Annotated in this window: 22 protein-coding genes; 15 read left to right on the forward strand and 7 right to left on the reverse strand. The window is 73.1% G+C overall.

All coding sequences use genetic code 11. The annotated features are described in order from the left end of the window. Window positions 1-40 precede the first annotated feature (40 nt). Window positions 41-1,042 carry a sigma-70 family RNA polymerase sigma factor gene (locus AB0H64_RS04290; RefSeq protein ID WP_357619960.1) on the reverse strand — a complete coding sequence of 334 codons (1,002 nt, stop codon included), beginning with the start codon at window positions 1,040-1,042 and terminating at the stop codon, window positions 41-43. Window positions 1,043-1,166: 124 nt separating this feature from the next. Beyond that, complete coding sequence (locus AB0H64_RS04295; protein WP_357620782.1) at window positions 1,167-2,102, reverse strand: NADP-dependent oxidoreductase; 936 nt, start codon at window positions 2,100-2,102, stop codon at window positions 1,167-1,169. A 77-nt stretch (window positions 2,103-2,179) separates the two neighbouring features. On the opposite strand from AB0H64_RS04295, the gene AB0H64_RS04300 reads away from it, so the two are divergent. Next, window positions 2,180-3,160, forward strand: coding sequence for a helix-turn-helix domain-containing protein (locus tag AB0H64_RS04300; RefSeq protein ID WP_357619962.1), 981 nt, complete (start codon window positions 2,180-2,182; stop codon window positions 3,158-3,160). Window positions 3,161-3,208: 48 nt separating this feature from the next. Here AB0H64_RS04300 and AB0H64_RS04305 read toward each other — a convergent pair whose 3' ends face one another. Continuing rightward, window positions 3,209-3,937: a TetR family transcriptional regulator gene (locus AB0H64_RS04305; RefSeq protein WP_357619964.1), complete on the reverse strand. Its 729-nt coding sequence runs from the start codon at window positions 3,935-3,937 to the stop codon at window positions 3,209-3,211. Between the two features lie 188 nt (window positions 3,938-4,125). Here AB0H64_RS04305 and AB0H64_RS04310 point away from each other — a divergent pair, with 188 nt between their 5' ends. Genes AB0H64_RS04310 through AB0H64_RS04335 form a run of 6 tightly spaced genes read left to right on the forward strand, consistent with a single transcriptional unit; the run spans window position 4,126 to window position 10,491 of the window. Beyond that, window positions 4,126-5,805, forward strand: a complete 1,680-nt coding sequence (locus AB0H64_RS04310; protein ID WP_357619966.1) for an AMP-binding protein — start codon at window positions 4,126-4,128, stop codon at window positions 5,803-5,805. After that, a complete protein-coding gene (locus tag AB0H64_RS04315; RefSeq protein ID WP_357619968.1) occupies window positions 5,802-6,770 on the forward strand; it encodes an acyl-CoA dehydrogenase family protein in 969 nt (322 codons plus the stop codon). Before AB0H64_RS04310 ends, AB0H64_RS04315 begins: the two co-directional genes overlap by 4 nt. Then, a complete protein-coding gene (locus tag AB0H64_RS04320; RefSeq protein ID WP_357619970.1) occupies window positions 6,770-7,924 on the forward strand; it encodes an acyl-CoA dehydrogenase family protein in 1,155 nt (384 codons plus the stop codon). Before AB0H64_RS04315 ends, AB0H64_RS04320 begins: the two co-directional genes overlap by 1 nt. Next, entirely contained in the window at window positions 7,921-8,874 is a 954-nt protein-coding gene (locus AB0H64_RS04325) for a Zn-ribbon domain-containing OB-fold protein (RefSeq protein WP_357619973.1), read from the forward strand. Before AB0H64_RS04320 ends, AB0H64_RS04325 begins: the two co-directional genes overlap by 4 nt. Next, window positions 8,874-9,299 carry a MaoC/PaaZ C-terminal domain-containing protein gene (locus AB0H64_RS04330; RefSeq protein WP_357619975.1) on the forward strand — a complete coding sequence of 142 codons (426 nt, stop codon included), beginning with the start codon at window positions 8,874-8,876 and terminating at the stop codon, window positions 9,297-9,299. Before AB0H64_RS04325 ends, AB0H64_RS04330 begins: the two co-directional genes overlap by 1 nt. Window positions 9,300-9,327: 28 nt before the next feature. Continuing rightward, complete coding sequence (locus AB0H64_RS04335; RefSeq protein WP_357620784.1) at window positions 9,328-10,491, forward strand: lipid-transfer protein; 1,164 nt, start codon at window positions 9,328-9,330, stop codon at window positions 10,489-10,491. A 31-nt stretch (window positions 10,492-10,522) separates the two neighbouring features. On the opposite strand, the gene AB0H64_RS04340 is transcribed toward AB0H64_RS04335, so the two are convergent. Continuing rightward, entirely contained in the window at window positions 10,523-12,055 is a 1,533-nt protein-coding gene (locus AB0H64_RS04340) for a hypothetical protein (protein WP_357619977.1), read from the reverse strand. A 292-nt stretch (window positions 12,056-12,347) separates the two neighbouring features. Between AB0H64_RS04340 and AB0H64_RS04345 the strand changes: the two genes are divergently transcribed. Genes AB0H64_RS04345 through AB0H64_RS04365 form a run of 5 tightly spaced genes read left to right on the forward strand, consistent with a single transcriptional unit; the run spans window position 12,348 to window position 16,268 of the window. Next, entirely contained in the window at window positions 12,348-13,409 is a 1,062-nt protein-coding gene (locus tag AB0H64_RS04345) for an ABC transporter ATP-binding protein (RefSeq protein ID WP_357619978.1), read from the forward strand. Beyond that, window positions 13,399-14,103 (forward strand): ABC transporter permease, encoded by a 705-nt coding sequence (locus AB0H64_RS04350; protein WP_357619980.1) that lies wholly within the window; start codon window positions 13,399-13,401, stop codon window positions 14,101-14,103. The genes AB0H64_RS04345 and AB0H64_RS04350 overlap by 11 nt, the downstream gene beginning before the upstream one ends. Continuing rightward, complete coding sequence (locus tag AB0H64_RS04355) at window positions 14,100-14,798, forward strand: ABC transporter permease subunit (RefSeq protein WP_357619982.1); 699 nt, start codon at window positions 14,100-14,102, stop codon at window positions 14,796-14,798. Before AB0H64_RS04350 ends, AB0H64_RS04355 begins: the two co-directional genes overlap by 4 nt. Beyond that, window positions 14,798-15,730, forward strand: a complete 933-nt coding sequence (locus AB0H64_RS04360; protein ID WP_357620786.1) for an ABC transporter substrate-binding protein — start codon at window positions 14,798-14,800, stop codon at window positions 15,728-15,730. Before AB0H64_RS04355 ends, AB0H64_RS04360 begins: the two co-directional genes overlap by 1 nt. 58 nt (window positions 15,731-15,788) lie before the next feature. Beyond that, window positions 15,789-16,268: a flavin reductase family protein gene (locus AB0H64_RS04365; RefSeq protein ID WP_357619984.1), complete on the forward strand. Its 480-nt coding sequence runs from the start codon at window positions 15,789-15,791 to the stop codon at window positions 16,266-16,268. A 7-nt stretch (window positions 16,269-16,275) separates the two neighbouring features. Here the strand turns inward: AB0H64_RS04365 and sppA are convergent, their stop codons facing one another. Both sppA and AB0H64_RS04375 read right to left on the reverse strand, forming a co-directional pair. Continuing rightward, window positions 16,276-17,973 (reverse strand): signal peptide peptidase SppA, encoded by a 1,698-nt coding sequence (gene sppA, locus AB0H64_RS04370; protein ID WP_357619986.1) that lies wholly within the window; start codon window positions 17,971-17,973, stop codon window positions 16,276-16,278. 115 nt (window positions 17,974-18,088) lie between these two features. Then, complete coding sequence (locus AB0H64_RS04375) at window positions 18,089-18,670, reverse strand: hypothetical protein (protein WP_357619988.1); 582 nt, start codon at window positions 18,668-18,670, stop codon at window positions 18,089-18,091. 369 nt (window positions 18,671-19,039) lie between these two features. Between AB0H64_RS04375 and AB0H64_RS04380 the strand changes: the two genes are divergently transcribed. From AB0H64_RS04380 to AB0H64_RS04390, 3 genes are all read left to right on the forward strand, one after another. After that, window positions 19,040-20,284 carry a sensor histidine kinase gene (locus tag AB0H64_RS04380; RefSeq protein WP_357619990.1) on the forward strand — a complete coding sequence of 415 codons (1,245 nt, stop codon included), beginning with the start codon at window positions 19,040-19,042 and terminating at the stop codon, window positions 20,282-20,284. Then, the gene (locus AB0H64_RS04385) at window positions 20,281-20,982 is read left to right on the forward strand and encodes a response regulator transcription factor (RefSeq protein WP_357619992.1); all 702 of its coding nucleotides are present in this window, start codon (window positions 20,281-20,283) and stop codon (window positions 20,980-20,982) included. Before AB0H64_RS04380 ends, AB0H64_RS04385 begins: the two co-directional genes overlap by 4 nt. Before the next feature lie 613 nt (window positions 20,983-21,595). Then, window positions 21,596-22,657, forward strand: a complete 1,062-nt coding sequence (locus AB0H64_RS04390) for a lipocalin-like domain-containing protein (RefSeq protein ID WP_357619994.1) — start codon at window positions 21,596-21,598, stop codon at window positions 22,655-22,657. Window positions 22,658-22,690: 33 nt separating this feature from the next. On the opposite strand, the gene AB0H64_RS04395 is transcribed toward AB0H64_RS04390, so the two are convergent. Next, complete coding sequence (locus AB0H64_RS04395) at window positions 22,691-24,625, reverse strand: S8 family serine peptidase (protein ID WP_357619996.1); 1,935 nt, start codon at window positions 24,623-24,625, stop codon at window positions 22,691-22,693. Between the last annotated feature and the right edge of the window lie 140 nt (window positions 24,626-24,765).

Below are 24,765 nucleotides of genomic sequence, written 5' to 3' on the forward strand. Positions count from 1 at the left end.
CGCCTCCAGAACGATGCTCCGGAGCAGACTGTAACTCGTTCTACTTTCCGGCGGAAGCCTGCTCCGGGGCGGGCAGCGAGTGCGGAAGCCCGAACGGGTCGAAGAGCCCGACGTCGAAGAACATCCCCACGTGGCGGATTCCGTCGGCGGCGAGCGTCAGCACCATCAACGAGAACGCGTGATAGGTGTCACCCTGGCGGAAGTACACCGCGAAGGACGGCTGGCCGTTGGCCGCGATCGGCACCAGCCGCAGGTCGCCCGGCCGCTCGGCCGGGCAGTTGACCGCGATGAGCCGTCCGATCTGCTCCGCCCCCTGGTACCAGCCGGTGTAGGGCGGCATCTCCCAGACCGCGTCCTTGGTGAACAGCTCCACGATCGCCGCCACGTCGTAGCTCTCGAACGCCGCCACGTAGCGGTCGAGCCGCTCCCGCTGCTCGTGGGGCAGCGGCGGCGCGGGGTCGTCGAGGCTCGGTGACACGTCGTTGAGCTGCGCCCGGGCCCGCTGGAGGCCGCTGTTGACGGCGGCCGTCGTGGTCTCCAGCGCCTCGGCCACCTCGGCGGCCCGCCACCGCAGCACGTCGCGCAGCACCAGGATGGCCCGCTGCCGGGGCGGCAGGTGCTGCAGGGCCGCGATGAGGGCCAGCCGGATGCTCTCGCGCGAGGTCACGATCGCGGCCGGGTCGTCGGCGCCGGCCCCCACCATGCCGTCGGGAACCGGCTCCAGCCACGGCGCCTCCGGCCGCTGCGTCAGCGGCGCGGCCGGCTCCGAGCTGGGCGCGCCCAGCCCCGTGGGCAGCGGCCGGCGCCCCCGGCCCTCCAGCGCGGTCAGGCAGACGGTGGTGGCGATGCGGTAGAGCCAGGTGCGCAGGGACGAGCGCCCCTCGAACCCGTCGTAGCCGCGCCAGGCGCGCAGATAGGTCTCCTGGACGAGGTCCTCGGCGTCGTGAACCGATCCCGTCATGCGGTAACAGTGCGCGAGCAGCTCCCGGCGCATGGGGTCGGCCAGCCTGAGGAAGTCTTCCGTCGATGGCCTGTCGCTCATTCCCCCTGTATACGCCTCGCCCCCGACAGAACCCAGCCACAGGTCCGCGGGCCTGGCCATGCCGGGCGCCACCGAGGAGGACACCGGGCTCGCCTCCGGGCTGGTCGACACGACCGCCGTGACCTCACGCGACCGTGAGGACGATCTTCCCGGTGGTGCCGCCCGACTCGCCCAGCTCATGGGCCTTGGCCACGTCGGCCAGCGGCATGACGGCCGCGATCTCGGGTCGCAGCCGTCCGGCGCCGACCAGCGCGGCGAGGGCCCGCAGCGCCGCGTGGTCCGGCTCCACCAGCATGGCCTCCGAGCGGACGCCCTGCTCGGCGGCGGCCGCGTGCAGGCCCGGGTCCAGCAGCGACAGCGTGAGCGAGACGATCACCCCGCCCCGCCGCAGGGTCCGCAGCGACCGCGGGCCGTACTCGCCGCCGATCGTGTCGACGACCACGTCCACGTCCCGGACCGCCTCGGCGAAGTCCACGCTCCGGTAGTCGATGAGCTCGTCGGCCCCCAGCCCGCGCAGGAACTCGTGCTTGGCGACGCTGGCCGTGCCGATCACGTACGCGCCGCGCGCCTTGGCGATCTGCACGGCGAAGTGCCCGACACCGCCCGCCGCCGCGTGCACGAGCACCCGGTCGCCGGAGCGCGTCCCGGCGGTGTCGACCAGCGCCTGCCAGGCCGTCAGCGCGGCCAGCGGGATCGCGGCCGCACCCGTGTGGTCGACGGCCGCGGGCTTGCGGGCGAAGGTCCGCGCGGGCGCGGTCACGTACTCGGCGTAGGCCCCGTTGCCGAACGGGAACGGCAGCATCCCGAACACCTCGTCGCCCGGTTTGTGGATCGTGGTCCCGAGCCCCACGGCCTCCACCACGCCCGAGACGTCCCAGCCCAGCACAAAGGGCGGCGATCCGAGGTGTCCCCCCGTCGTCCGCGTCTTCCAGTCGGCCGGGTTGACCCCGGCCGCGTGCACCCGCACCAGCACCTCCGTGGGCCGGGGCTCGGGCCGGTCCAGCTCCACCGTCTTCAGCACCTCGGGTCCGCCCAGGGCGTCCTGGCTGATCGCTCGCATCCTCATGGGTCCAGCCTGCTGCGGGGCCGCCTCCGGTCGCGAGTGGCCCGGAGGTCAAGGTGTGCAAAGATCGGGCCATGCACCGTGTGGCCGTCCTGGCGCTCGACGGCGTCATCCCGTTCGAGCTGAGCATCCCGTCGAGGATCTTCACCACGGCCCGCGGCCCGGCCGGCGAGCCGCTCTACGAGGTGCTGACCTGCACACTCGACGGAGGGCCGGTGCGCACGGCCGCCGACTTCTCCATCGCCGCCGCGCACGACGCGGGCGCGCTCGCGACGGCCGACACCGTCGTGCTGCCCGCCGCGTCCTCCCACTCGGCCGTCACGGGCCCGGACGACCTGCCGCCCGGCCTGGTCGACGCCCTCTCCCGGGTACGGCCCGGCGCGCGGACGGTGTCGATCTGCGTGGCGACCTTCGTGCTGGCCGCCGCCGGGCTGCTGGACGGGCGGCCGGCCACCACCCACTGGAAGCACGCCGAGCGCTTCGCCCGGCTCTACCCACGGGTGCGGATGGACGCCGGGGTGCTGTTCGTGGACGACGGCGACGTGCTGACCTCCGCCGGCGCGTCCTCCGGCGTGGACCTCTTCCTCCACCTGCTGCGCCGCGACCACGGCAGCGAGGTCGCCAACCAGGTGGCGCGCAGCTGCGTCGTCCCGCCCTGGCGCGACGGCGGCCAGGCGCAGTACATCAAGCACCCGGTGCCGGAGCCGTCCACCGGCGGCACGGCGCCGACCCGGGAGTGGGCGCTGAGCCGTCTCGGCGAGCCCCTGCAGCTCACCGACCTGGCCCGGCACGCGGGCATGAGCAGGCGCACGTTCACCCGGCGCTTCCGCGACGAGGTGGGGACGAGCCCGGGGCAGTGGCTCACGCGGCAGCGGGTCGAGCTGGCCCGCCGCCTGCTGGAGACGAGCGACCTGCCGGTGGACGGGGTGGCGGAGCGCGCGGGCTTCGGCACGGCGGCGTCGTTCCGGCGGCACCTGCACGCCGCGCTGGGCGTCTCGCCGCACGCCTACCGCCGCACGTTCCGGGCCACGCGTGAGGAGCCGGCGCGGGCCTGAGGCCGGTCAGGCCCAGCCGGTCGAGTGGCGTGGGCCGAGCGGGACGGGTCAGGCGATGCCGGTGAGGAGGCGGTCGGCGGCGATCTCGATGCGGCGCTGGATCTGGTCGTAGGTGCGCCGGCCGCGCAGCATCTCCAGCAGCTCCTGGACCCAGACGCTGGACAGCGAGCCGGCCAGGGCGACCTGCTCCTCGGTGGCCTGGTCGCGGGTCAGCCCCGCGGCCGAGACCCGCAGCAGCAGGCCGGTCATGCGGTCACCGAACGGCGTCTCGACCTCGGCCAGGATGAGCGAGCGGATCAGCGCGTCGGCCAGCTCCGGCTCGCGCATGAGGCCGCGCGTGGCGCGCATCAGCACGTCCACGGCCCGTCCCGCCGGGGTCGACGCGCTCGGCGGGCGGCGCTCGATGCTGCTCTCCAGCAGGTCGATCTCCTCGCCGACCACCGCGACGACCAGGTCCATCTTGGACGGGAAGTAGCGGTAGAGGGTGCCGAGCGCGACGCCGGCCCGCTCGGCGACAGTGCGCATCTGCATGGCCTCGACGCCGCCGCGCGAGGCGAGGGCGGCGGCGGCCTGGACGATCCGCTTGCGGCGCTGGTGCTGGCTGCGCGTGCGGACACTGTGCCCACCGGCACCCTGCCCGCCTGCACCTTGCCCACCGGCGCCTTGCCCGCCGGCACCCTGTCCATCGGCAGTGGGCCCGCCAGGCGTGGGATGGCTCACCATGATCCCCTCGGTGTCGACGGAGGGCGCGGTGACGGCCGCGTGCGGGGTACGCATAAGAACACGTTATCTGATTTCTTCCTGGCACGGCTTGTTACTGACGAGTCACAAAGAACCCTGTATAGGCCCATGTCCCCGGCGTTACACGCATATATCAGGACTTCTCGGGGTGTGCGGGTACTGGACAGATACTAGAATCTGTTCTAGTTTGCGGATCGTTTGACCGAGCGCTTGCTGGAGGCGCGATGACCGCGGACACGCTCGCCGCCCTGCTCCTGGCACGGGCCGGCGACGACCGTCCCGGCCTGCTGTTCGAGGGCCGGGAGTGGTCCTGGCGTGAGCACGTGGCGGCCTGCCGGGCCGCCGCCGGCTGGCTCGGCACCCGTACCGTCCCCTCCTGGAACGCGGCCCGCGCCGCCGGCCGGCCGCACGTCGGCGTGCTCTGCGACAACGTGCCCGAGCTGCTCTTCCTCGTGAGCGCCGCCGCCCTGGGCGGGTCCGTGGTGGTCGCGCTGAACCCCACGCGCTCGCCCGCCGAGCTGTCCCGCGACGCCGCGGCGACCGACGTTGCCCTGCTCCTGTACGACGAGCCGTACGAGGAGTCCGCCACCCTGCTGGCCCGCGACCTCGGCGTGCCCCGCGCCCCCCTCGCGGCGCTCGCGGCCACGTCCGCGCCCACGGAGATGACCGCGCCCACGGAAGCGGCGGGGCCGGGACCCGGCGATCTGGTGATGCTGATCTTCACCTCCGGCACCTCCGGGCGCCCCCGGGCCGTGCGGATCACCCAGCGCAAGCTCGCCGTGCCCGGCAGCAGCCTGGGCGCCCTGCTCACCCCTGACGACGTCGTCTACTGCTCGATGCCGCTGTTCCACTCCGGCGCCCTCATGGCCGCCTACGCCCCGGCCGTCGCGTCGGGGGCCGCGCTGGCGCTGCGGCGCAGGTTCTCGGCCTCCGGCCTGCTGCCCGACGTCAGGCGGTACGGCTGCACGTACCTGCACTACGTCGGCAAGGCCCTGTCGTACGTCCTCGCCACCCCGGACCGCCCCGACGACGCCGGCAACCCGCTCCGCCTCGCCTTCGGCAACGAGGGCAGCGCCACGGCGACCAGGCGCTTCGGCGAGCGGTTCGGCTGCCGGGTGATCGACGCGTTCGGGTCCACGGAGACCGCGATCTCCCTCCCCCCGGACCCGGCCGCCCCGCCGGGCTCGCTCGGCCGGCTGCCGGACAATGTCGAGATCCGCGACCCGTTCACCGGCGCTCGCTGCCCCCCGGCGCGCGTCGAGGACGGCCGGCTGCTCAACCCGGACGAGGCCATCGGCGAGCTGGTCAACGTGGCCGGCGCGGGCCTGTTCGACGGCTACTACAACGACCCGGAGGCGGACGCCGAGCGGCTGCGCGACGGCGCGTTCTGGTCGGGCGACCTCGCCTACGCCGACGCCCGCGGCCACGTGTTCTTCGCCGGCCGCGGCACCGAGCGGCTGCGCGTGGACGGCGAGAACCTGGCGGTGGCCCCGATCGAGGCGGCCCTGCGGGAGTTCCCCGGTGTGGTGGAGGCGGCGGTGTACCCGGTGCCCGACGCGGCGGCCGGTGACCAGCCGATGGCGGCGCTGGTCATGGCCGGGCCGTTCGCGCCGGCCGCGTTCGCGGCCTTCCTCGCCGCCCGCCCCGACGTCGGCCGCAAGGCCGTGCCCCGCTACGTCCGCATCGCGCCGGCCCTGCCGCAGACCGCCTCGCACAAGGTCGTCAAGCGGCTGCTCGCCCGCGACGCCTGGCGCACGGCCGACCCCGTCTGGTGGCGTCCCCCCGCGCCCTCTCCCGACCGGGACGGGTGGCGGCGGCTGGAGGAGGACGACGTCAAGGCCATCGAGGACGACTTCGCCAGGAACGGCCGCGGACACCTACTGGCACACCTACGGGAGGAATGATGGACTTCGGCCTGGACGAGACCCAGCGCGACCTGCGCGAGCTGACCGCCGAGCTGCTCACGAAGGACGAGCCCGGGCGGCGGCTGCGCGAGGCCGGGCTGCTCGGCGTCTGCCTGCTCGAGGAGGCGGGCGGCGCGGGGCTCGGCCCCGTCGAGATGGCCGTGGTGCTGCGCGAGGTGGGCGCCCGCGCCGCGTCGGTGCCCGCGTTGCCGGCGCTGGCCGCCTCGCTGTTCCTCAGCCGGCACGGCTCCCGCCCCCAGCAGGAGCGCTCCGCCACCATCGCGCTCAGGGAGCCCGGCCGGGCCCCCGCCGCCCCGCCCGCGACCACCGCGGACCGGACCCGCGACGGCTGGGTGCTGACCGGCCGGAAGACCGGCGTCCCGTACCTGGAGTCCGACGTCCTGGTCACCGCCGACGCCGGCGTGTTCCTGGTGTCGGAGCCCGAGTCGAGCCCCGAGTTCGCCTCCACCGGCGAGCCCGCCGCCACCGTCGTCCTCGACCGGACCCCCGCGGAGCGGGTCGCCGGACCCGAGGCCGTGGACGGCCTGCGGCACGTCCTCACCGCCGCCGTGGCCGCCCAGGCGAGCGGCGTGCTCGCCGGGGCGCTGGAGCTGACCACCGGCTACATCCGGACGCGCCGGCAGTTCGACCGGGCGCTGGCCGAGTTCCAGGCCGTGACGATGCAGATCGCCGACGTCTACATCGCCGGGCGGGCGCTGGACGTGGCCATGTGGTCGGCCGTCTGGCGGCTGGGCGAGGGACTGCCGGCCGAGGAGGACGTGGCGCTGGCCGCCTTCCACGTGGGCGAGGCGTTCCGGGCGCTCTACACCTGCCAGCACCTGCACGGCGGCCTCGGCCTCGACGTGACCTACCCGCTGCACCGGTACTTCGCCCAAGCCAAGCACCTGTCGTTCCTGCTCGGCGGCCAGGACGCCCAGCTCGACCTGATCGGAGCGCTCGCCTGATGCTCATCGACCTGACCCCGGACCAGCGCGGGCTCCGCGACGAGCTGCGCGAGTACTTCCGTCACTGTCTCACCGACGACGAACGCCGCAAGATCGCCGACGACCCGTTCGGCGAGACGTACATGGAGCACTGCCGTCGCCTCGGCCGCGACGGCAAGCTCGGCCTCGGCTGGCCGAAGGAGTACGGCGGAGGCGGCTTCGGCCCCGTCGAGCAGCAGATCTTCGCCAACGAGATCGCCCGCGCCGGCGTGCCGTACCCGATCATCACGCTGCAGACCGTCGGGCCCACGCTGATGCAGTACGGCACGCCCGAGCAGAAGGAGTTCTTCCTGCCCCGCATCCTGGCCGGGGAGTGCCACTTCGCCATCGGCTACAGCGAGCCCGAGGCGGGCACGGACCTGGCCTCGCTGCGCACCACCGCGGTCCTCGACGGCGACCACTACGTCGTCAACGGCCAGAAGATCTTCACCAGCGGTGCCCACTACGCGCAGTACATCTGGCTGGCCGCCCGCACGAACCCCGGGGCGAAGAAGCACAAGGGCATCACCATGATGATCGCCTCCACGGCCGACCCGGGTTACTCCTGGACGCCGATCGTCACCATGGACGGCCGCCACCACACCAACGCCACGTACTACTCCGACGTCCGCGTCCCGGTGGACATGGTCGTCGGCGAGGTGGACAAGGGCTGGGACCTCATCGTCAACCAGCTCAACCACGAGCGGGTCACGCTCGGGCCGGCCGGCAACCTCGGCCAGACCTACGACCGGTTCCTGGCCTGGGCGCACCGTACGGGGCTGGCCGGCGAGCCGGACGTGCGCCGGGCGCTCGGCCGGGTGCGCGCCTACTTCCGTACGAACGAGCTGCTCAACTGGCAGGTGGCCGCCAACATGGACCTGGGCTGGCTGGGCGCGCCCGACGCCTCCGCCACCAAGATCTACGGCTCGGAGCGGATGCAGGAGGCCGGCCGGCTGGTCGGCGACGTGCTCGCCCGGTACGGCGACCCGTCCGACCCGGAGACCGCCGAGCTGCTCGAACGCGTGGACCACGGGGTCAAGGGCGCCGTCGTGCTGACCTTCGGCGGCGGCGTCAACGAGGTGCAGAGGGAGCTGATCGCCATGCTCGGCCTGAACCTGCCGAGGCCGCCCCGGTGACCGGGACCGAGGCCCGGATGACCGAGGCGGAGCTGCGGGAGCTGGCGGGCAAGCAGGCCGCGCTGGGGGAGGTGCGCGGCACCCCGGCCGCCGACCCCGTCAACCTCCCGATGATCAGGCACTGGCTCGACGCGATGGGCGACACCAACCGGACGTACCTGGACAAGGGCATCTCGCCGCCGGCGATGGCCCAGGTCTGGACGATGCCCGGCGTCCGGCGTGACGCCAAGGACCGCTCACCGGTGGACGACATGCTGGCCGCACTGGACGCCGAGGGCTACACGGGCGTGGTGGCGACCAACTGCGAGCAGACCTACCACCGCCACGCGCGCGTGGGCGAGCGGCTCACGCCGGCCACCCGCTTCTCGGGCCTGACCGGGCCCAAGCGCACCGCGCTCGGCGAGGGGTACTTCGCCACGTGGAACGTCACCTGGTACGGCGAGGGCGACGAGCCGGTCGCCGAGATGATGTTCCGGGTGCTCAAGTTCCGGCCCCACCGGCGGCGGGAGAGCCCGCCCCCGGCCGTGCGGCCGGAGCCGGCGGAGCGGGGGCCGTACCCGCTGAGACCCGCGCGGAACCGGGACACCGCGTTCTTCTGGGAGGGCGTGCGGGACGGCGAGCTGCGCATCCAGAGCTGCGCCGACTGCGGCCGGCTCCGGCACCCGCCCGGCCCCGTCTGCCCGGCCTGCCGCTCGGCCAACCGGTCCTACGTCGTCGCCCGGGGCGAGGGCACGGTCTTCAGCTACGTCGTCCACCACCACCCGCCGGTCCCGGGACGCGAGACGCCTTTCGTGGTGGCCGTGGTGGAACTGCCGGAAGGGGTGAGGATTGTGGGCAACGTCGTGGACTGCCCGCCTGACGCGGTGGGTATCGGTATGAAGTTGCGCGCGACCTATCGGGCAATGGACGACGAACTGATCCTTCCTATGTGGGCGCCACGGGAGTCGTGATGCGGACGTTGACCGAAGACCAGATCGAGATCGGCGCGGTCCTGCCCGAGCTGTCGATCGACCTCACGCCCACGGTGGTCGTCTCCACCGCCCTGGCCACCATGGACTTCACCCCGGTCCACCACGACGTCGGCGGTGCGCGCGCGCAGGGCTCCAAGGACATCTTCCTCAACATCCTGACCACGATGGGCCTGGTCGAGCGGTACGTCACCGACTGGACGGGGCCCGAGGCGATCATCAGGCGCATCAACGTCAAGCTCGGCGTGCCCGCGTACGCGGGCGACCGCCTGAGCTTCAACGGCACGGTCGTCACGCGGGACGGGCCCGACTACACGGTCGAGGTGCGCGGCAAGGTCAGCCTCGGCGACCACGCCACCGCCACCGTCACCTTCACCCTGCTGCCCGAGGGTCACGCGGGTCCCTGACCGGAGAACCATGAGGAGCCAGTACGTGTTGGGATCGCGAGCCGCCATCGCGGGCATCGGCGCCACCGAGTTCAGCAAGGACTCCGGCCGGTCGGAGCTCCGGCTGGCCGCCGAGGCCGTGTTCGCGGCGCTGGACGACGCCGGCCTCGACCCGTCCGAGGTGGACGGGATGGTGACCTTCACCCAGGACACCAACCAGGAGATCGCCGTGGCCAGGGAGATCGGGGCGGGCGACCTGACGTTCTTCTCCCGGGTCGAGTACGGCGGCGGCGCGGCCTGCGGGACGGTGGCGCACGCCGCCATGGCCGTCGCCACCGGCATGGCCCGCACGGTCGTCTGCTACCGGGCCTTCAACGAGCGGTCGGGCCGGCGCTTCGGGCAGCCCGACGCGCGGCTGGGCGGCCAGCCGACGTCGCAGGGCCTGGAGATGAGCTGGCACGTGCCGTTCGGGTTGATGACGCCGGCGGCGTGGGTGGCGATGTTCGCCCGGCGGTACATGCACGCCTACGGCGCCACGTCCGAGGACTTCGGCCGGGTCGCGGTGGCGATGCGCCGCCACGCCGCCACGAACCCGGCTGCCTGGTTCTACCGGCGGCCCATCACGCTGGAGGAGCACCAGGCGTCACGCTGGATCGTGGAGCCGCTGCGGCTGTTCGACTGCTGTCAGGAGAGCGACGGGGCGGTGGCCCTGGTCGTCACCTCCGCCGAGCGGGCGCGGGACCTGCGGCGCTCTCCCGCCGTGGTCACGGCCGCCGCGCAGGGGGCGGGGGAGGGACAGCGGATGATGACCAGCTACTACCGCGACGACATGACCGGCCTGCCTGAGATGTCCGTCGTCGGCCGCCGGTTGTGGGAGACGTCCGGGCTCACCCCGCAGGACGTGCAGACCGCCATCCTGTACGACCACTTCACCCCGTTCGTCCTCGCGCAGCTGGAGGAGCTGGGGTTCTGCGGCCGGGGCGAGGCCGCAGACTTCCTGCGCGACGGCGGCATCGAGCTGGGCGGCCGGCTCCCGGTCAACCCGCACGGCGGCCAGCTCGGCGAGGCGTACATCCACGGCATGAACGGCATCGCCGAGGCCGTGCGCCAGATCCGCGGCACGTCGGCCAACCAGGTCCCCGAGGTGGAGCACGTCCTGGTGACGGCCGGGACGGGGGTGCCGACCAGCGGCCTGATCCTCTCCGCCGGCTGACCGCCCCGTCCCGCCCGGGGGCCGGTGGCCGTCAGGGGCTGAGCATGGAGGGGACCGAGAAGAACACGATCATCGCGATCGCCACGCAGATCAGGAACCCGATCAGCTCCCACGCCCAGTCGTGGTGCCGGCGCGGGCGCGGCCGTCCCTTGCGCGGCGCGCCCTTGCCGGAGCGCGGCGGCCTGGGCGGGGCGTCCCTGCCGGAGCGCAGCGGCCTGGGCGGGGCGTCCCTGCGGGGCTTCGGCGGCCTGGCGGCGGCACCGGCGTCATCGGCCTCGTCCCCGCTCGCGGGCTCCGTTGCGGTTGGGGACGAGGTCGTCGTGGACGCGGCCAGGGGCGTGGGCTTGGGCCCGTCGCCGTCCGCCGGGAGCGGCAGCCGGTAGACCGGCTCGGCCGGCCGGTCGCGCCGGGCGAACAGGCTGCCGGGCGCGCGGCTCCCCCCGGTCGCGCCCGGGGAGTCGGGCGTCCTGTGGACCAGCACGTCACCGGACCGGATCGCGGGCATCTCCTGCGTGGCCGGCTCGTCGTCCAGCACGTCACCCGCCACCGGCCCGGCAAGGGGGCCCGCAGGGGCGGCGCGGGGCACCGGGAACACGTCTCCCGTGGCGAACACGTCACCGCCGCCCGGACCGCCGCCCGGCCGGAGGGACGACCGCTCCCCGGAGTCGCCGGTCCGCGGCTGTCCCCGCGTGATGAGCCCCTGGTCACGGGCGGAGGTGAACGCCTGCCACGGCCGCGTGAGCCCCGTGCCCGGCCGGGCCCGGTCCGTCGGGGCGAACGGGTCGTCCACCTTCGGCATCGGCTCGGTCGTGGCCTCGTGCGGCGGCACGCGGGACGGCGACGGCGGCTTGAGCAGCTCGGCGGGGAACAGCCCGGTGCTGGTCAGCGGGTCCCGGTCGCCGAGCGGCAGCGGCCAGACCGGCGGCACCGGCCAGCGCGGCTTGACGAACATCGGCGCGGTGCCGGCCGTGCGGGAGCCGGCGAAGTGCACCCGCAGCGCGGCGGGCGGCTCCGGCCACGGCAGGCGGCCGAGCACGTCGCGCAGCGGCGCGACGCCCAGCGCCCCGTACACGTCGGCCACCGGCTTCGGCACGCGCCGGGCGGCCGCGCGGTCCAGCGCGGCGCCGAGCAGGCGCCGGTAGCGGTGCGCGGCGGCGCCCAGGAGCTCGCCGGCCGTGTCGGGCGCCACGTCGAGCACCCAGGCCAGCTCGGCGCGGTCCAGGCCGCACACCTCGGAGAGCACGAGCACCTCGCGGTGGTGCGGGCGCAGCTCGTGCAGCGTGCGCTCCACCAGGGCGGAGGCGGGATCGATCAGGGGGTCGACGACAGGGGGCGTGTAGGTGACGTCGCGGCGGCCGATCTCGCGGCGGGCGAGCGCGTACAGCGCGGCGCGGGCCGGGACGGAGGCGGCGACGCTGGTGAGGACGGACACCAGGACGTCGGCCGCGGAGCCGGGGTCGCCGAGCTGGTCAGCGCAGTACGCGAACAGCCCGGCGGCGTGACTGTCGTAGAGCTCTGCGACCAACTCGGCGCGGGCGCGCTGGTCGGTGAGCGGCTGTGTCACGGGCCGTTCCTCTTGCTGGTATTGCGATGCGGGGGTATTGCGATGCGGGGGTGGAGAAAGGGGCCGGCGGTACGGGTGTTCTTACCGATGGTGAGGCAATCATGCCAAGTCGCCACCATCGGCGCATCACTAGATCCCTTTTTGTTGCGAATTCCCGCTGGTGAGGTGAAGCGTTTAACCATCGGGGTGACGCGACACACGCGTATCGAGGGTCATAGGGTGGGCGCGAAGAGATCTTGCGGCGGTCGTGGCAGGGGGGCCGCGGCCCTGCCCGGCAGGCGAGAGGTCGCGCGTGATCACATTCGACGCCGTCACCAAACGTTACGCGGACGGCACGGTGGCCGTGGACGGCCTGACCCTTGAGGCGCCCACGGGGGAGATCACCGTGTTCGTCGGGCCGTCCGGGTGCGGCAAGACGACGTCCCTGCGGATGATCAACCGGATGATCGACGCGACCGAGGGGCAGATCCTCCTCGACGGCAGGCCGGTGCAGGGCATCGACCCGCCCACCCTGCGGCGCGGCATCGGGTACGTCATCCAGCAGGCCGGCCTCTTCCCGCACAAGAAGATCGTCGACAACGTGGCCACCGTCCCGCTCCTCCTGGGCTGGGACCGCAGGAAGGCCCGCGCCAGGGCCATGGAGCTGCTCGAACGCGTGGGCCTCGACACCGCGATGAGCGAGCGCTACCCGTTCCAGCTCTCCGGCGGCCAGCAGCAGCGCGTGGGCGTGGCCAGGGCGCTCGCCGCCGACCCGCCCGTGCTGCTCATGGACGAGCCGTTCAGCGCCGTCGACCCGGTCGTCCGCGCCAGCCTCCAGGACGAGCTGCTGCGGCTCCAGGCCGAGCTGAACAAGACCATCGTCTTCGTCACCCACGACATCGACGAGGCCATCAAGCTGGGCGACCGCGTCGCCGTGCTCCGCGTCGGCGGCAGGCTGGCACAGCTCGCCGCCCCCAAGACGCTCCTGTCGGAGCCGGCCGACGACTTCGTGCGGGAGTTCCTCGGCCACGACCGGGGCATCCGCCGCCTGCAGTTCGTCTCCACCGAGGGCCTGCGGCTGCGCGCCGACCTGACCGTGCCCGCGGGCTTCTCCGGAGGCTCGCCGGAGCCTTGGGTGCTGGTCGTCTCCGAGGACGGCCGGCCGGTCGGCTGGGTGCCGGGCGCCGGTAACGGCGCCCCCGAGCCGTACGGCACGTTCCGCCCCGGGCACGACTCCATGCGCTCCGCCCTCGACGCGGCGCTGCTGTCGCCCTCCGGCTGCGCGGTGGCGGTCGACGAGGACGGCAAGGTCGTCGGCGTGGCCACTCGGGAGGCCCTGGACGAGGCGCTCGCGGAGGCAGCCGATGTCGGGTGAGCGGATGTTCCTGCCGTTGGCCGCCGACGGGCCGCCATCGCTGTGGGAGTGGATCGCCCGCAACTGGGACACCGGGCGGGTCGGCAGCATCAAGGACCTCCTCGGCGACCACCTCGTCATGTCGCTGGCGCCGATCGTCGTGGGCCTCGTGCTCGCCCTGCCGCTCGGCCTGGCCAGCGTCCGCTGGCGCTGGCTCTACCAGCCGACGACCGGCCTGTTCAACGTCGTCTACGCGCTGCCGTCGCTGCCGGTCTTCATGCTGCTGATCTCGGTCACCGGCCTGTCCAAGACCACGGTGATCATCCCGTTGACGTTCTACGCGATGGCCGTGCTCATCCCCGCCGTCGTGGACGGCCTCGGCTCGGTGCCCGACCACGTGCGCCAGTCGGCCGTGGCCATGGGCTTCACGCCGCTGCGCCGCCTCGTCCAGGTCGAGCTGCCGATCGCCGTGCCTGTCGTGCTCGCCGGGCTGCGGGTGGTCGCCGTCTCCAGCATCAGCCTGGTCAGCGTCGGCGCGCTGATCGGCCAGGGCGGGCTCGGGATGCTGTTCACCCGCGCGTACCAGAACCCGTTCCTGCCGCCGGTCATCGTCGGCATCGTGCTCATCGTGGCGCTCGCCCTGGTCGCCGACGGGCTGCTCGTTCTCGCGCAGCGGCTGCTCACCCCGTGGGTGCGGGCAAGGAGGACCTCGTGAGCTGGCTCAGCGACTTCTTCGGCGACCCGGCCAACTGGTCCGGCCCCGACGGCATCCCGGCCCGGCTGCTGGAGCACCTGGAGTTCTCGCTGCTGGCGCTGGCGCTGGCCATGCTCATCGCGATCCCGCTCGGGCTGCTCATCGGGCACACCGGCCGGGGCGGCGTCCTCGTGGTCGTCACCGCCAACCTCGCCCGGGCGCTGCCCACGCTGGGCCTGCTGGTGCTGTTCGTGCTGCTGCTCGGCACCGCCTCGATCCTGCCGGTCATCATCCCCCTGGTGCTGCTGGCCGTGCCTCCGATCCTGGTCAACACGTTCGAGGGCATCAGGGGCGTCGATCCCGAGCTGCGCGACGCCGCGTACGGGATGGGCCTGACCGGCGGGCAGGTGCTCGGCCGGGTGCTGGTGCCGGTGGCGCTGCCGCTGATCCTGCTGGGGCTACGGCTGTCGGCCATCCAGGTGGTCGCGACCACCACGGTCGCCGCGTACACCGGGCTGGGCGGCCTCGGCCGATTCGTGATCGACGGTTTCGCCACGAAGGATTACGCGAGCGTCGTCGGGGGTTCAGTACTGATTGTGCTGTTCGCACTCGCGGTGCAGCTCGTCTTCACGCTTCTCCAGCGGACGACGATCTCGCCCGGCGTCAGCCGGCGGGTGAAGGTCCGCCAGGTGACCTCAGAAAGGGAAACAACGTGATGAGACGTAGGTTCGGCACCGCGGCGGTGCTCCTGACGGCGGCACTCGCCCTGACCGCGTGCGGTGGCGGCGGCGGGGGCGGGGGCAACCCGCTCGACACCACGAGCGCGGCGCCCAGCGGCTCCGCTTCGAGCGGCGCGGGCGCCGGCAAGGTCGTCATCGGCTCGGCCGACTTCGACGAGAACGTGCTGCTCGGCTCCATCTACGCCCAGGCGCTGGAGGCCAAGGGCGTGCAGGTCGAGGAGAAGCCCCGCGTCGGCAGCCGCGAGGTCCTCTACGACCAGGTCAAGAGCGGCGGGCTGACGGTCGTGCCCGAGTACAACGGCAACCTGCTGGCCTTCATCGACCTGCAGAACAAGGCGTCCACGACCGACGACGTCAACGCTGCGCTGAAGGAGAAGCTCCCGGCCGAGCTGGAGGTCCTCGCCTCCTCGCCCGCCGAGGACAAGGACACCCTCTCGATCACCAAGGACACGCAGGCCAAGCAGTCCCTCAACACCATGGAGGACCTGGCCAAGGTGTCGAAGACCATGATCGTCGGCGGTCCGCCCGAGTTCAGGAAGCGGTGGGAGGCGCGCTTCAAGGAGGTGTACGGGCTGGAGTTCAAGCAGTGGAAGCCCACCGGCCCCACCACGGCCGACGCCATCAAGGACGGCTCCATCCAGGTCGGCAACGTCTTCTCCACCGACCCCAAGATGACGGCCAACAACCTCGTGCCGCTGCAGGACCCGAAGAACATCTTCCCCGCGCAGAACGTCACGCCCCTCGTGAACAAGGCCGCCGTGACCGACACGATCAGGACCACGCTGGACGCGGTCTCGGCCAAGCTGACGACGCAGTCGCTGCTGGACATGATGCAGAAGATCAGCGTCAACAAGGACGAGCCGGCCACGGTCGCCAAGGAGTGGCTGACGGGCAACGGCCTCGCCTGACCCGGTGACGGGCCCTCTCACTTCGGGGGCCCGTCGTCACCCGTCGTCGGAGGGGACCTTGGAATTCACGGAGGCGATGGCCCAGCTCGCCGCCGGGGTGGCGGTGGTGACCGTACAGGATGGGCGGGACGACCTCGGCACCACGGTGTCGGCGCTCATGTCCGTCTCCCTGGACCCGCCCCTCGTGCTCGTCAGCCTGGCCGCCCGCGGCTACCTCTGCGAGGTGCTGCTGCGCCAGGACCGCTGGGCGGCCTCGATCCTGTCGTCCGGCCAGGCCGCGATCGCCAGCCGCTTCGCCACCGCCGGCCGCCCCAGCGCCCGCCACCTCGTGGCGGGCGTCCCGCACCACCGCGGCCCGCACTCGGGCGCGATCATCGTCGAGAACGGCGTCGCGGCCGTGGAGGCGGAGACGACACAGGTGGTGCCGGCGGGGGACCACACGCTGTTCCTGGCCGGCGTGCTGAACGTCGCCTACATCACGCCGACCCTGGCCCCTCTGATCCGCCTCCGCGGCCGTTACCGCCCCATGGGCGGCTGAGGCGACGCTAACGGATCGTGTACCAGCCCGGCAGGGCGAGCGGCCCCGCGGCCGGCAGGCCCAGCTCGGCCGAAAGCCGCGCCAGCGGCCCCCAGGCGTCGATCCGGACCCTGGTCAGCGCCGCCGCCTTGTCCTCGCTCGACTCCGCCCCGCGCAGCCGCTCCAGCGGGTGGACGCGCGGGTAGAGCCGCACCGGCGCGTCGTCGGCCAGACCCGCCCGCTTGCGGGCCACGCCCAGCGCGTCCTCCAGCCCGCCCAGCTCGTCCACCAGCCCGCGCTCCTTCGCGTCGGCGCCGGTCCACACCCGGCCCCTGGCCAGCTCGTGGGCGCGCTCGCGGGTCAGGTCGCGCGACTGCGCCACCTTGCCCACGAAGTCGTCGTAGATGCGGTCCAGCCAGGCGTTCACCCGCTCCCACTGCTCGGGCGAGAAGCCGCGCGTGGTGGAGAACATCCCGGCGTTCGCGCCGCCGGTCACGAGCTCGGAGTTGACCCCGATCCGCTCCAGCAACTCCGACAGCACGGGCTTGCCGCCGAACACGCCGATCGAGCCGGTCAGCGTCCCCGGCTGGGCGACGATCACGTCCGCGGCCATGGAGACGAAGTAGCCGCCCGAGGCGGCCAGGTCGCCCATCGACACGATGACGGGCTTCACCTTGCGGGTCAGCACCACCTCGCGCCACACGGTGTCGGAGGCCACGTACGAGCCGCCGGGGCTGTCCACCCGGAACACGACCGCCTTGACGTGGTCGTCCCGCCGGGCGGCGCGCAGCGCGGCGCCGACCGTGTCGGAGCCCATCGCGCCGCCGCCCCCGAGGGGGCTGCGCCCGCTGCGGCCCATCCTGATCTGCCCGTGGCCCTGGACGAGCGCGATCCCGTCGGCGGTGGGCTGCGGCAGTTTCCGCACGGCCGCCGCCTTGGCGTACCGGGACACGTACTGCAGGTGCGCGTCGCTCCCGGCGGCCCGCTTGACCTCCTCGTACACCTCGTCCCGGTAGGCCAGCCCGTCCACCAGCCCCGTCTCCAGGGCCTCGGACGCGATGAACGGCCCGCGGTCGATCAGCTCGCGCACCTTGGCGGGGTCCAGCCGGCGCCCCTCGGCGATGCCCGCGACGACCTGCTCGACGACGGACTCGACGATCCGCTCCATCGACTCGCGGTGCGGCTCGGTCATGTGGTCCTGGGTGAACGTGTTCGCGGCGGTCTTGTACTCGTGCCGCTGGCCCAGCTCGTACCCGACGCCCAGCTTGTCCAGCGCCCCCTTGACGAACCGCTGCTCCAGCGCCACGCCGGTCAGCCCCACGTCGCCGCTCGGCTGGAGGTAGACGCGCTCGAAGGCGCTCGCGAGGTAGTAGGGGACGGTCCCGTTGCCGAACTCGCCGTACGTCTCGGCGAATGCCACGGTGAGCTTCCCGGAGGCGCGGAACCGCGTCACGGCCTCCCGCAGCTCCTGCGCCACGGCCAGCCCGAGCGGGTTCCCGCCGACCTTCACGACCAGCGCCTTGACCCGGGAGTCGGCACGCCCGCGCTTCAGCCCGGCGAGCACGTCGGCCAGCCGCGGCTTCCGCATGGACAGCACGGCGGACAGCGGATCGGTGGGCGGCCCCTCGGTGAGGCCCTCGGTCAGGTCCAGCTCCAGGACCAGCGGGGCGGTGCGCCGCTGACGAAGCCTGTCCACGGTCTCGAAGATCGCCTTGCCTGCGTCCATGAAGCCACCCTAAGCGACACATCTCGGACGCACGCGGGCACGGCTACGGCGGATCATCGGATCGGGATCGCGGCAGGCCGAGCAGGCGCCGACCGCACGAATCAGAGCCACACCGTCAGGCGGCCTCGTTCACGACGGCGGTTCGGCGCGGCAGGACCGGTAGCGCGAGCCAGATCAGCGACGCGCCCGCCACCACGTGCACGGCGCTGGTGACCAGGGTGTCGGGCAACGGGGCGAGCACCGCCAGCAGCGGCAGCGCGACACCGTACCCGTACACGGCGAGCCGGGGGAAGATCCGCGAGCGCGCCATCGAGACGGCGAACAGAACCGTGCCGGCCACGAACACCGCGGTCGCGGCGAGGAACGCCACCCTGGTCGGCCCCTGGAGCAACCGCTCCACGTTCGCCGGCTCCAGGTAGAACAGCACGAGGTTCAGGGTGAACGCGACACCGGCGAACAGGCTGAGCCCGACGATGTTCACCGCGTACGCGACGAGCCCGAAGCGCCCGCCGGCGGCGGCCTGGTGAAGGTAGAGGACCGTCAGCGCCGGTGTTCCCAGCGCGGTCCCGATTCCGAGGACGAAGCTCGTCGCGGCGGTCTCGCCGGTGAACGCCTCGACCATTGCCGGGCCACCGATCGACAGGCCCAACAGAATGGCGCAGATCGCGCCGAAGCGCGGCAGCCAGGTGGAAGTCATGGGGAAGCGGCTCCTTGCCGTAGGCAGCGGACGTGACGACCGTAGGAGCCCCAGGGTCGGCGCGTGCAGATGCCGGTCGTCCCGGCTTGCGTCCAGAGGTCACGGCGCGTACGCCAGGCGGGGCCGCCGGGTCCGGAGCGGCCCGTGCCGGTCGGCATGTGCCGTCCGGCCAGAACCGGCCCGCGACGATCGCCCCCGGCGGAAGCGGGGCGTAGCCTGACGGCGGGCGCTCCGGCCGGGCGGACGGGGACCCGCCGCCGTGCGGGAGCGGCTCCGGTTCCCCTCATCAAGGTCGCGCGAGCCGGCACGGCCGTGAGGGACGTGCTGCCCGGGAGGCGGGTGCCTCCGTACCGGTAGGGAGGGTTTGGGATGAGTCCGTCACCGACCGCGCTCGTCCCGGCCGGCGATCCCCCGTCACGCGCGTCCGGGCGTCCGGTGCCGTGGGTCGCGCCGGTGCTCTACGCCGCGGTGCTGGCAGGCGGGCTGTACTACGACGCTGTCGGCGCCGTCCCTCCGCCGCCCTCCGGAGTGGCCGTCCTCGTCGCAGGTCTCGCGGCGCTGTCCGGCCTGGACGTGCTGGAGCGGTGGCGCTACCGCGTGCGGACGCCCAAGGGCCCCGCCGCGGCCCTGACGGGAGCCCGGCTGGCCCTGTTCGTCGTGGTCGCGGCCGCCGACCCGGCCGGCCTGTCCCGGGTGCTGTTCGTCCTGCTCCCCTTCACCGCGTACTTCGCCTTCGGCCGCCGGGTCGCGGTCGCGCTGGCCGCCATGTGCCTCGGCCTGCTCGTCGCGTGGTTCTCGATCGCGGCCCCGGGCTGGTACGTGAACGCGGCCTACGTCTCCGACCTGCTCATGTTCGTCCTGGGCCTGGTCCTCGCCATCTCCATGGCCGCCGTGGCCGTCGGCGAGCAGGAGTCGCGTACGCGGCTGGAGCACGCGCTGGAGGAGGTGGAAGAGTCCCACGCGCGGCTCAGCAGGTACGCCGAGCGCGTCGCCGAGCTCACAGCGGCCGAGGAGCGCAACCGGGTGGCGCGCGAGATCCACGACAGTCTGGGGCATCACCTCACCGCCGCCGCGGTGCAGATGGAGAAGGCGGAGGCGTTCCTCGACCGTGACCGGCCCACCGCCGAGCGCGCGCTGGCCGACGCGCGGACGTCGGCCGCGCAGGCCCTGGAGGAGGTCCGTCACTCGGTGCGCGCCCTGCGTGGGGAGGCGGGGCCGTTCCGCCTGTCGGAGGCCCTCGCCGAGCTCGTACGGCGCCTGGACGGCGCCCGTCCACGCGTGACCCTGGAGACGGCCGGCGAAGAGTCGGGCTACGACGACGCGGCGCTGAGGGCGCTGTACCGGGCCGCTCAGGAGGCGCTGACCAATACCCTCAGGCATGCCGCCGCCGGGCGGGTCACGGTCTCGGCGACCTGCGGGGACGTGGAGGCGCGGCTCGTCGTGACGGACGACGGCACGGGCCTTCCCCCCGGCCCCTGGGAGGAGCGGGGGGTCGGCCTGCGCGGGATGCGGGAGCGGGTGCGTCTCGCCGGCGGAGCCGTCGCCGTCACGAGCGAGACGGGGCGCGGCACCACCGTCACCGTGACCGTGCCGCGCCGGTCGGCGGTGGGATGATGACGCTCTCCCCCGCGGATCCCACCGGCCCGGCCGGACCCGGCGAGCAACGCGTGCGGGTGCTGGTCGTCGACGACCAGGAACTGGTTCGCGAGGGCATCGCCTCCCTGCTCGGCATCCAGCCCGGCATCATCGTCGTGGGCACGGCCGCGGACGGTCAGGAGGCCGTCGAGGCCGCGCTCTCGCTGGAGCCGGACGTGGTCCTCATGGACGTCCGCATGCCGCGGATGAGCGGCGTCGAGGCGGTGTCGGTGCTGCGCCGCCGGGCCCCCGCCTGCCGTGTGGTGATGCTGACGACCTTCGACAACGACGAGTACGTCGTCGAGGCGCTGCGGGCGGGCGCGGCCGGTTATCTGCTGAAGAACCTCCCCGCCGCCCGGCTCGCCGAGGCGGTGCGGCTGGCGTCCGCCGGCGTCGCCCAGCTCGACTCCTCGGTCACCCTGCGCCTGGCCGCCGCCCTGCCGTCCGAGCCGGCGCCCGGCCGCGACGCCGGGCCGTCACCGGCCTCGCTCCTGACGCCCCGCGAGATCGAGGTCCTGAGGCTCATCGCGACCGGATCGACCAACAGGGAGATCGCGGCGCGCATGTATCTCAGCGAGGGCACGGTGAAGAACCACATCTCGCGGATCCTCGGCCGGCTGGGCCTGCGCGACCGGACCCAGGCCGCCGTCTACGCCAGGGATCACCGGCTCCTGTGAGCGTGCTGTTCAACCCCGCGCCCCACACGCGGGACGGCGTCCTACGGCGTGACGCCGACGGTTCGCGGCCTTGGACTCGGCGCTCAGCCGGACCTTCTCCGCGCTCGCCAGCCTCGCCGTGCCGCTCGTCCCGTGGGCCCAGGTCAGCCGGCCCGCCAGCAGCGAGGCGTCCAGCCGCTGCCGGGACGTCTTTCAGCAGGACGTATCCCAGGTGTCCGAGGTCGGTGAGGGGCCGCTGCACCCCCCTTGGCTGCGATCCTGGCCAGGGTGCCCTGGACCTGCATCACGGTGACGAAGAGCGCGAGCAACAGTCCTGCGCCGGCGCGGGCAGGCGCAGCGACGTACCGTGGTGGTCCATGCCGCGATCCTGGGGTTCGCGCGTGCGGGAGCACTCCACCTGGACGCGCGGCCGCCCTACCGCGACGGGCGTACGTGAGCACGAGTCGTCTACGCGGAACTGCGTAGACGCCGCCGCCCGCCGTCGGAGGCCACGGCGCCGCGACGGCGCGATGATCCATTTCGTGAGGTGGCGGCCCCCTCCGCTCGGGCTCGCCCGGGGATGGCGCCGACCACGTGAACAGGTGCGTTGCGCCGGTTGGAGATGAGGACTCGTATGCCAAGACAGCAACGTCGATCAGTCGCGGCCATCACCGCCCTGGTGCTCGGCGCGGTGCTGACCGTGGCGGCATCACCGTCCGTGTCGGCGGCGGCCGAGACCGGTCCCGGCCCAGCGGGCAGGGGCGCGCCGCCGGCGGCCACGGCGGCACCCGCCTTCCCCACGTTCGTGCGTCTTCCGGCAGATCAGGCGGCGCACCCGGAAGCGCGCCAGGAATGGTGGTACCTGGTGGGACACGTCAACGCCCGCGGCCACCGGTTCGGCTACCAGGTCACGATCGGTGGCGCCGGAAAACCGCAGGTCATGATCGCGATCTCTGACAAGACGACCGGCGCGTTCCACACGGAGAGCAAGAGTTACCCGCTCGACCAGACCAGCTTCTCCACTACCGAGCTGGACATACGCACGCCGACGGCGACGCTGTCCGGGCCCATGGAGGCGATGCGCCTGCGCGCCACGCTGCCGGTCGGCGAGCTGGATCTGACACTCAGGCCGCAGGGACCCGTGCTGTACAACAACGGGACGGGGCTGATCCCCTTCCTCGGCGGCACGAGCTACTACTACTCCCTGCCCAGCCTGGCGACGCAGGGAACGCTCAAGGTGGACGACCGTGCCTACCCGGTGACCGGGGAGTCGTGGTTGGACCGCCAGTGGGGCACCTGGGACTGGAGCACCATGCAGAAGTGGACCTGGATGGCCGTGCAGCTGTCCAACGGTGACCGGGTCAACCTCTGGGACCTGTTCGCCGAGGGAAGTGAGTTCCCCTACGCGACCGTGCTGCGCCGGGACGGAACCCACGAGGTCGTCGCGGTGAAGCCGCTCGCCGACACCGCCTCCGGCTTCTGGACCAGCCCCACCAGCGGGCAGCGGTACGGCACGCGGTGGATCGTGAACATCCCCGCGCTGGACACCAGCCTCACCGTCACCGCCAAGCCGGGACACGAACTCCAGAGCGCCTTCGGCGGCCTCTATGAGGGCGCGGCCACCGTCACCGGCCGGTACCGGGGCAAGCCGATCACCGGACAGGCGTTCGTCGAGCAGAACGGCAACTGGCGATAGAGCGCATCCGGCCGGCCGCGCCGCTGACCGGGGCTACTTGGCGAGGCTCTTGGCCGCCTTCTTCAGGATGGCGGCCTTGGACTTGGCGCTCAGCCGGACCTTCTCCGCGCTCGCCAGCCTCGCCGTGCCGTTCGTCCCGTGGGCCCAGGTCAGCCAGCCCGCCAGCAGTGAGGCGTCCAGCCGCTGCCGGGACGTCTTCGACGCCTTCAGCACCCGGTACGCCGTGCCCAGCGACGACGCCTTGGTGATCTCGGGGAACACCTTGCTGGCCTTCTGCACCAGCTTCAGGTAGCAGGTCAGCGTCGCGTCGGGGATCGTGCCGCTGGAGCGGTGGATCTCCACGGCCCACTGCTTGGCCGTCAGCCGCTTGGCGGTCTTGCCCCGCGTGCAGACCGGGGCGGGGGTGGCGGTGGCGGTCGGGGTGGGGGTGATCGTCACCGTGACCGTGACGGTGGGCAGCGGGATCGGGCTGGACGACGGCGTGGGCGTGGGATCGGGGTCGTCGTCCGTCGGGCCGGGCTCGGGCGTCGGGCCGCTGCCGTCCGTGGGGTCCGGCTCGGGGTCGGGGTCGGGCGCGGGGTCGTCGCCCGTCGGGGCGGGGGCCGGCGTCTGGCTGACCGTCGGCTGCGGGCTCGCGCCGCCCAGCGCCGCCAGCACGTCCAGGCGCGGCGTGACCACGTCCTTGTCGTTCGCGCGGTACGCGTACGGCCTGCCGGTCGACTTGAGCTTGGCGATCAGGTCCGGCATCGGCGTGTCCGGCGACTGGGCCTTCAGCAGCGCCAGCGCCCCGGCCACGTGCGGCGAGGCCATGGACGTGCCGCTGTGCACGGCCTTCTGGTTGTCCGGCACCGACGACTCGATGTCCACCCCCGGCGCGAACAGGTCGACCAGCTCGCCCCGGTTGGAGAAGTCGGCGATGACGTCGTTCCCGTCGTTGGCGCCGACGGCCACGGCCGACGAGACGCAGGCCGGGAACGACACGCCCTCGTAGTACTCGTTGCCGGCCGCCACCACGGTCGCGATGCCCTTGGCGAGCAGCGCGTCGACCAGCGGCTTGAAGACCTGGCCCTCCTCGCTGGTGTCGCAGGAGGTCTCGTGGAGCATGCCGCCGAGGCTGAGGTTCACCGCGGCGACGGGCGTGGACAGCTCGGCCACGTGCTCCATGGCCAGCCGCAGCGACGACTCGTACGCCAGCAGGCAGGACGGCTCGCCGCACACGCTCTCGTCGTCCACCCGGCTGAACACCTGGATCGCCACGATCTTCGCCTCCGGCGCCACCCCTTCGGCGCCCGCGGCGATGCCGGCCACGTGCGTGCCGTGCTCGCACAGGTTCACGCCGCCGGCCAGGCACCGGTCCGTGACGGCGTCGGCCGCGCCCGCCCCGACCATGCTGGTCTGGCCGTTGGGGCAGAGCGACGTGACCCCCTCGTCCACGGCGGAGAAGCACGCCTGCGCCACGACCCGGCCGCCGAACGACGGGTGGTCCAGGTCGATGCCGGTGTCCAGGACGGCCACCGCCTGCCCGGCACCCTTGAACCCCCGCGCGTGCGCCTGGTCGGCGCCGATCAGCTGGAGGTTCGACACCTCGGACGGGGGATAGGCGCGGTCCCGGTGGACGGCGGTGACACGTGGGTCGTCCGCCAGCGCGGCCAGCTCCTCGGCCGTGCCCTCCACGACCATGAACGGCTGCGTCCGCGACCGCAGCACCACGTCCACGCTCTCCTCGGCCGCCCGGGCCGCGATCGGCTCACGCTGGGCCGGGTCGGTCAGCTCGACGATCGCGCGTACGGTGCCCCGGTCGAGCGCGAGGCCGTCCTCCAGCTTCTCCTCGGGAGTGCTCGGTGTGGGCACCGGCTGCGCGGACGTCTCGGGGGAGGCGGTGGGGTCGTCGGCGAAGGCCGGGACGGCGGGGGTCGCCGTGAGCAGGGCCAGCGTGGTCACCCAGGTGACCAGGGAGCGAAGTCGCACGCGTCCTCCGAGCAGGGGGATGATCTCGGAGTTTAGGGTGATTTATCCGGCAGGCACAGGGCTGGAGACGGTTTCTCAGCGAACTCTGGGCGACCTCTCAGCGACGGTGAAGCGCATCGAATCCAGGCTCGAACGATCTC

The sequence above is a fragment of the Nonomuraea sp. NPDC050733 genome (assembly GCF_040654215.1).
In the GTDB taxonomy this organism is placed as follows: Bacteria; Actinomycetota; Actinomycetes; order Streptosporangiales; family Streptosporangiaceae; genus Nonomuraea.

Bases quoted from the DNA above. Each gene is read 5' to 3' on its own strand.
- AB0H64_RS04290 (WP_357619960.1), bottom strand. From the start codon at position 1,042: ATGAGCGACAGGCCATCGACGGAAGACTTCCTCAGGCTGGCCGACCCC.
- AB0H64_RS04295 (WP_357620782.1), bottom strand. From the start codon at position 2,102: ATGCGAGCGATCAGCCAGGACGCCCTGGGCGGACCCGAGGTGCTGAAG.
- AB0H64_RS04300 (WP_357619962.1), top strand. From the start codon at position 2,180: ATGCACCGTGTGGCCGTCCTGGCGCTCGACGGCGTCATCCCGTTCGAG.
- AB0H64_RS04305 (WP_357619964.1), bottom strand. From the start codon at position 3,937: ATGCGTACCCCGCACGCGGCCGTCACCGCGCCCTCCGTCGACACCGAG.
- AB0H64_RS04310 (WP_357619966.1), top strand. From the start codon at position 4,126: ATGACCGCGGACACGCTCGCCGCCCTGCTCCTGGCACGGGCCGGCGAC.
- AB0H64_RS04315 (WP_357619968.1), top strand. From the start codon at position 5,802: ATGATGGACTTCGGCCTGGACGAGACCCAGCGCGACCTGCGCGAGCTG.
- AB0H64_RS04320 (WP_357619970.1), top strand. From the start codon at position 6,770: ATGCTCATCGACCTGACCCCGGACCAGCGCGGGCTCCGCGACGAGCTG.
- AB0H64_RS04330 (WP_357619975.1), top strand. From the start codon at position 8,874: ATGCGGACGTTGACCGAAGACCAGATCGAGATCGGCGCGGTCCTGCCC.
- AB0H64_RS04350 (WP_357619980.1), top strand. From the start codon at position 13,399: ATGTCGGGTGAGCGGATGTTCCTGCCGTTGGCCGCCGACGGGCCGCCA.
- AB0H64_RS04360 (WP_357620786.1), top strand. From the start codon at position 14,798: ATGAGACGTAGGTTCGGCACCGCGGCGGTGCTCCTGACGGCGGCACTC.
- sppA (WP_357619986.1), bottom strand. From the start codon at position 17,973: ATGGACGCAGGCAAGGCGATCTTCGAGACCGTGGACAGGCTTCGTCAG.
- AB0H64_RS04375 (WP_357619988.1), bottom strand. From the start codon at position 18,670: ATGACTTCCACCTGGCTGCCGCGCTTCGGCGCGATCTGCGCCATTCTG.
- AB0H64_RS04380 (WP_357619990.1), top strand. From the start codon at position 19,040: ATGAGTCCGTCACCGACCGCGCTCGTCCCGGCCGGCGATCCCCCGTCA.
- AB0H64_RS04385 (WP_357619992.1), top strand. From the start codon at position 20,281: ATGATGACGCTCTCCCCCGCGGATCCCACCGGCCCGGCCGGACCCGGC.
- AB0H64_RS04390 (WP_357619994.1), top strand. From the start codon at position 21,596: ATGCCAAGACAGCAACGTCGATCAGTCGCGGCCATCACCGCCCTGGTG.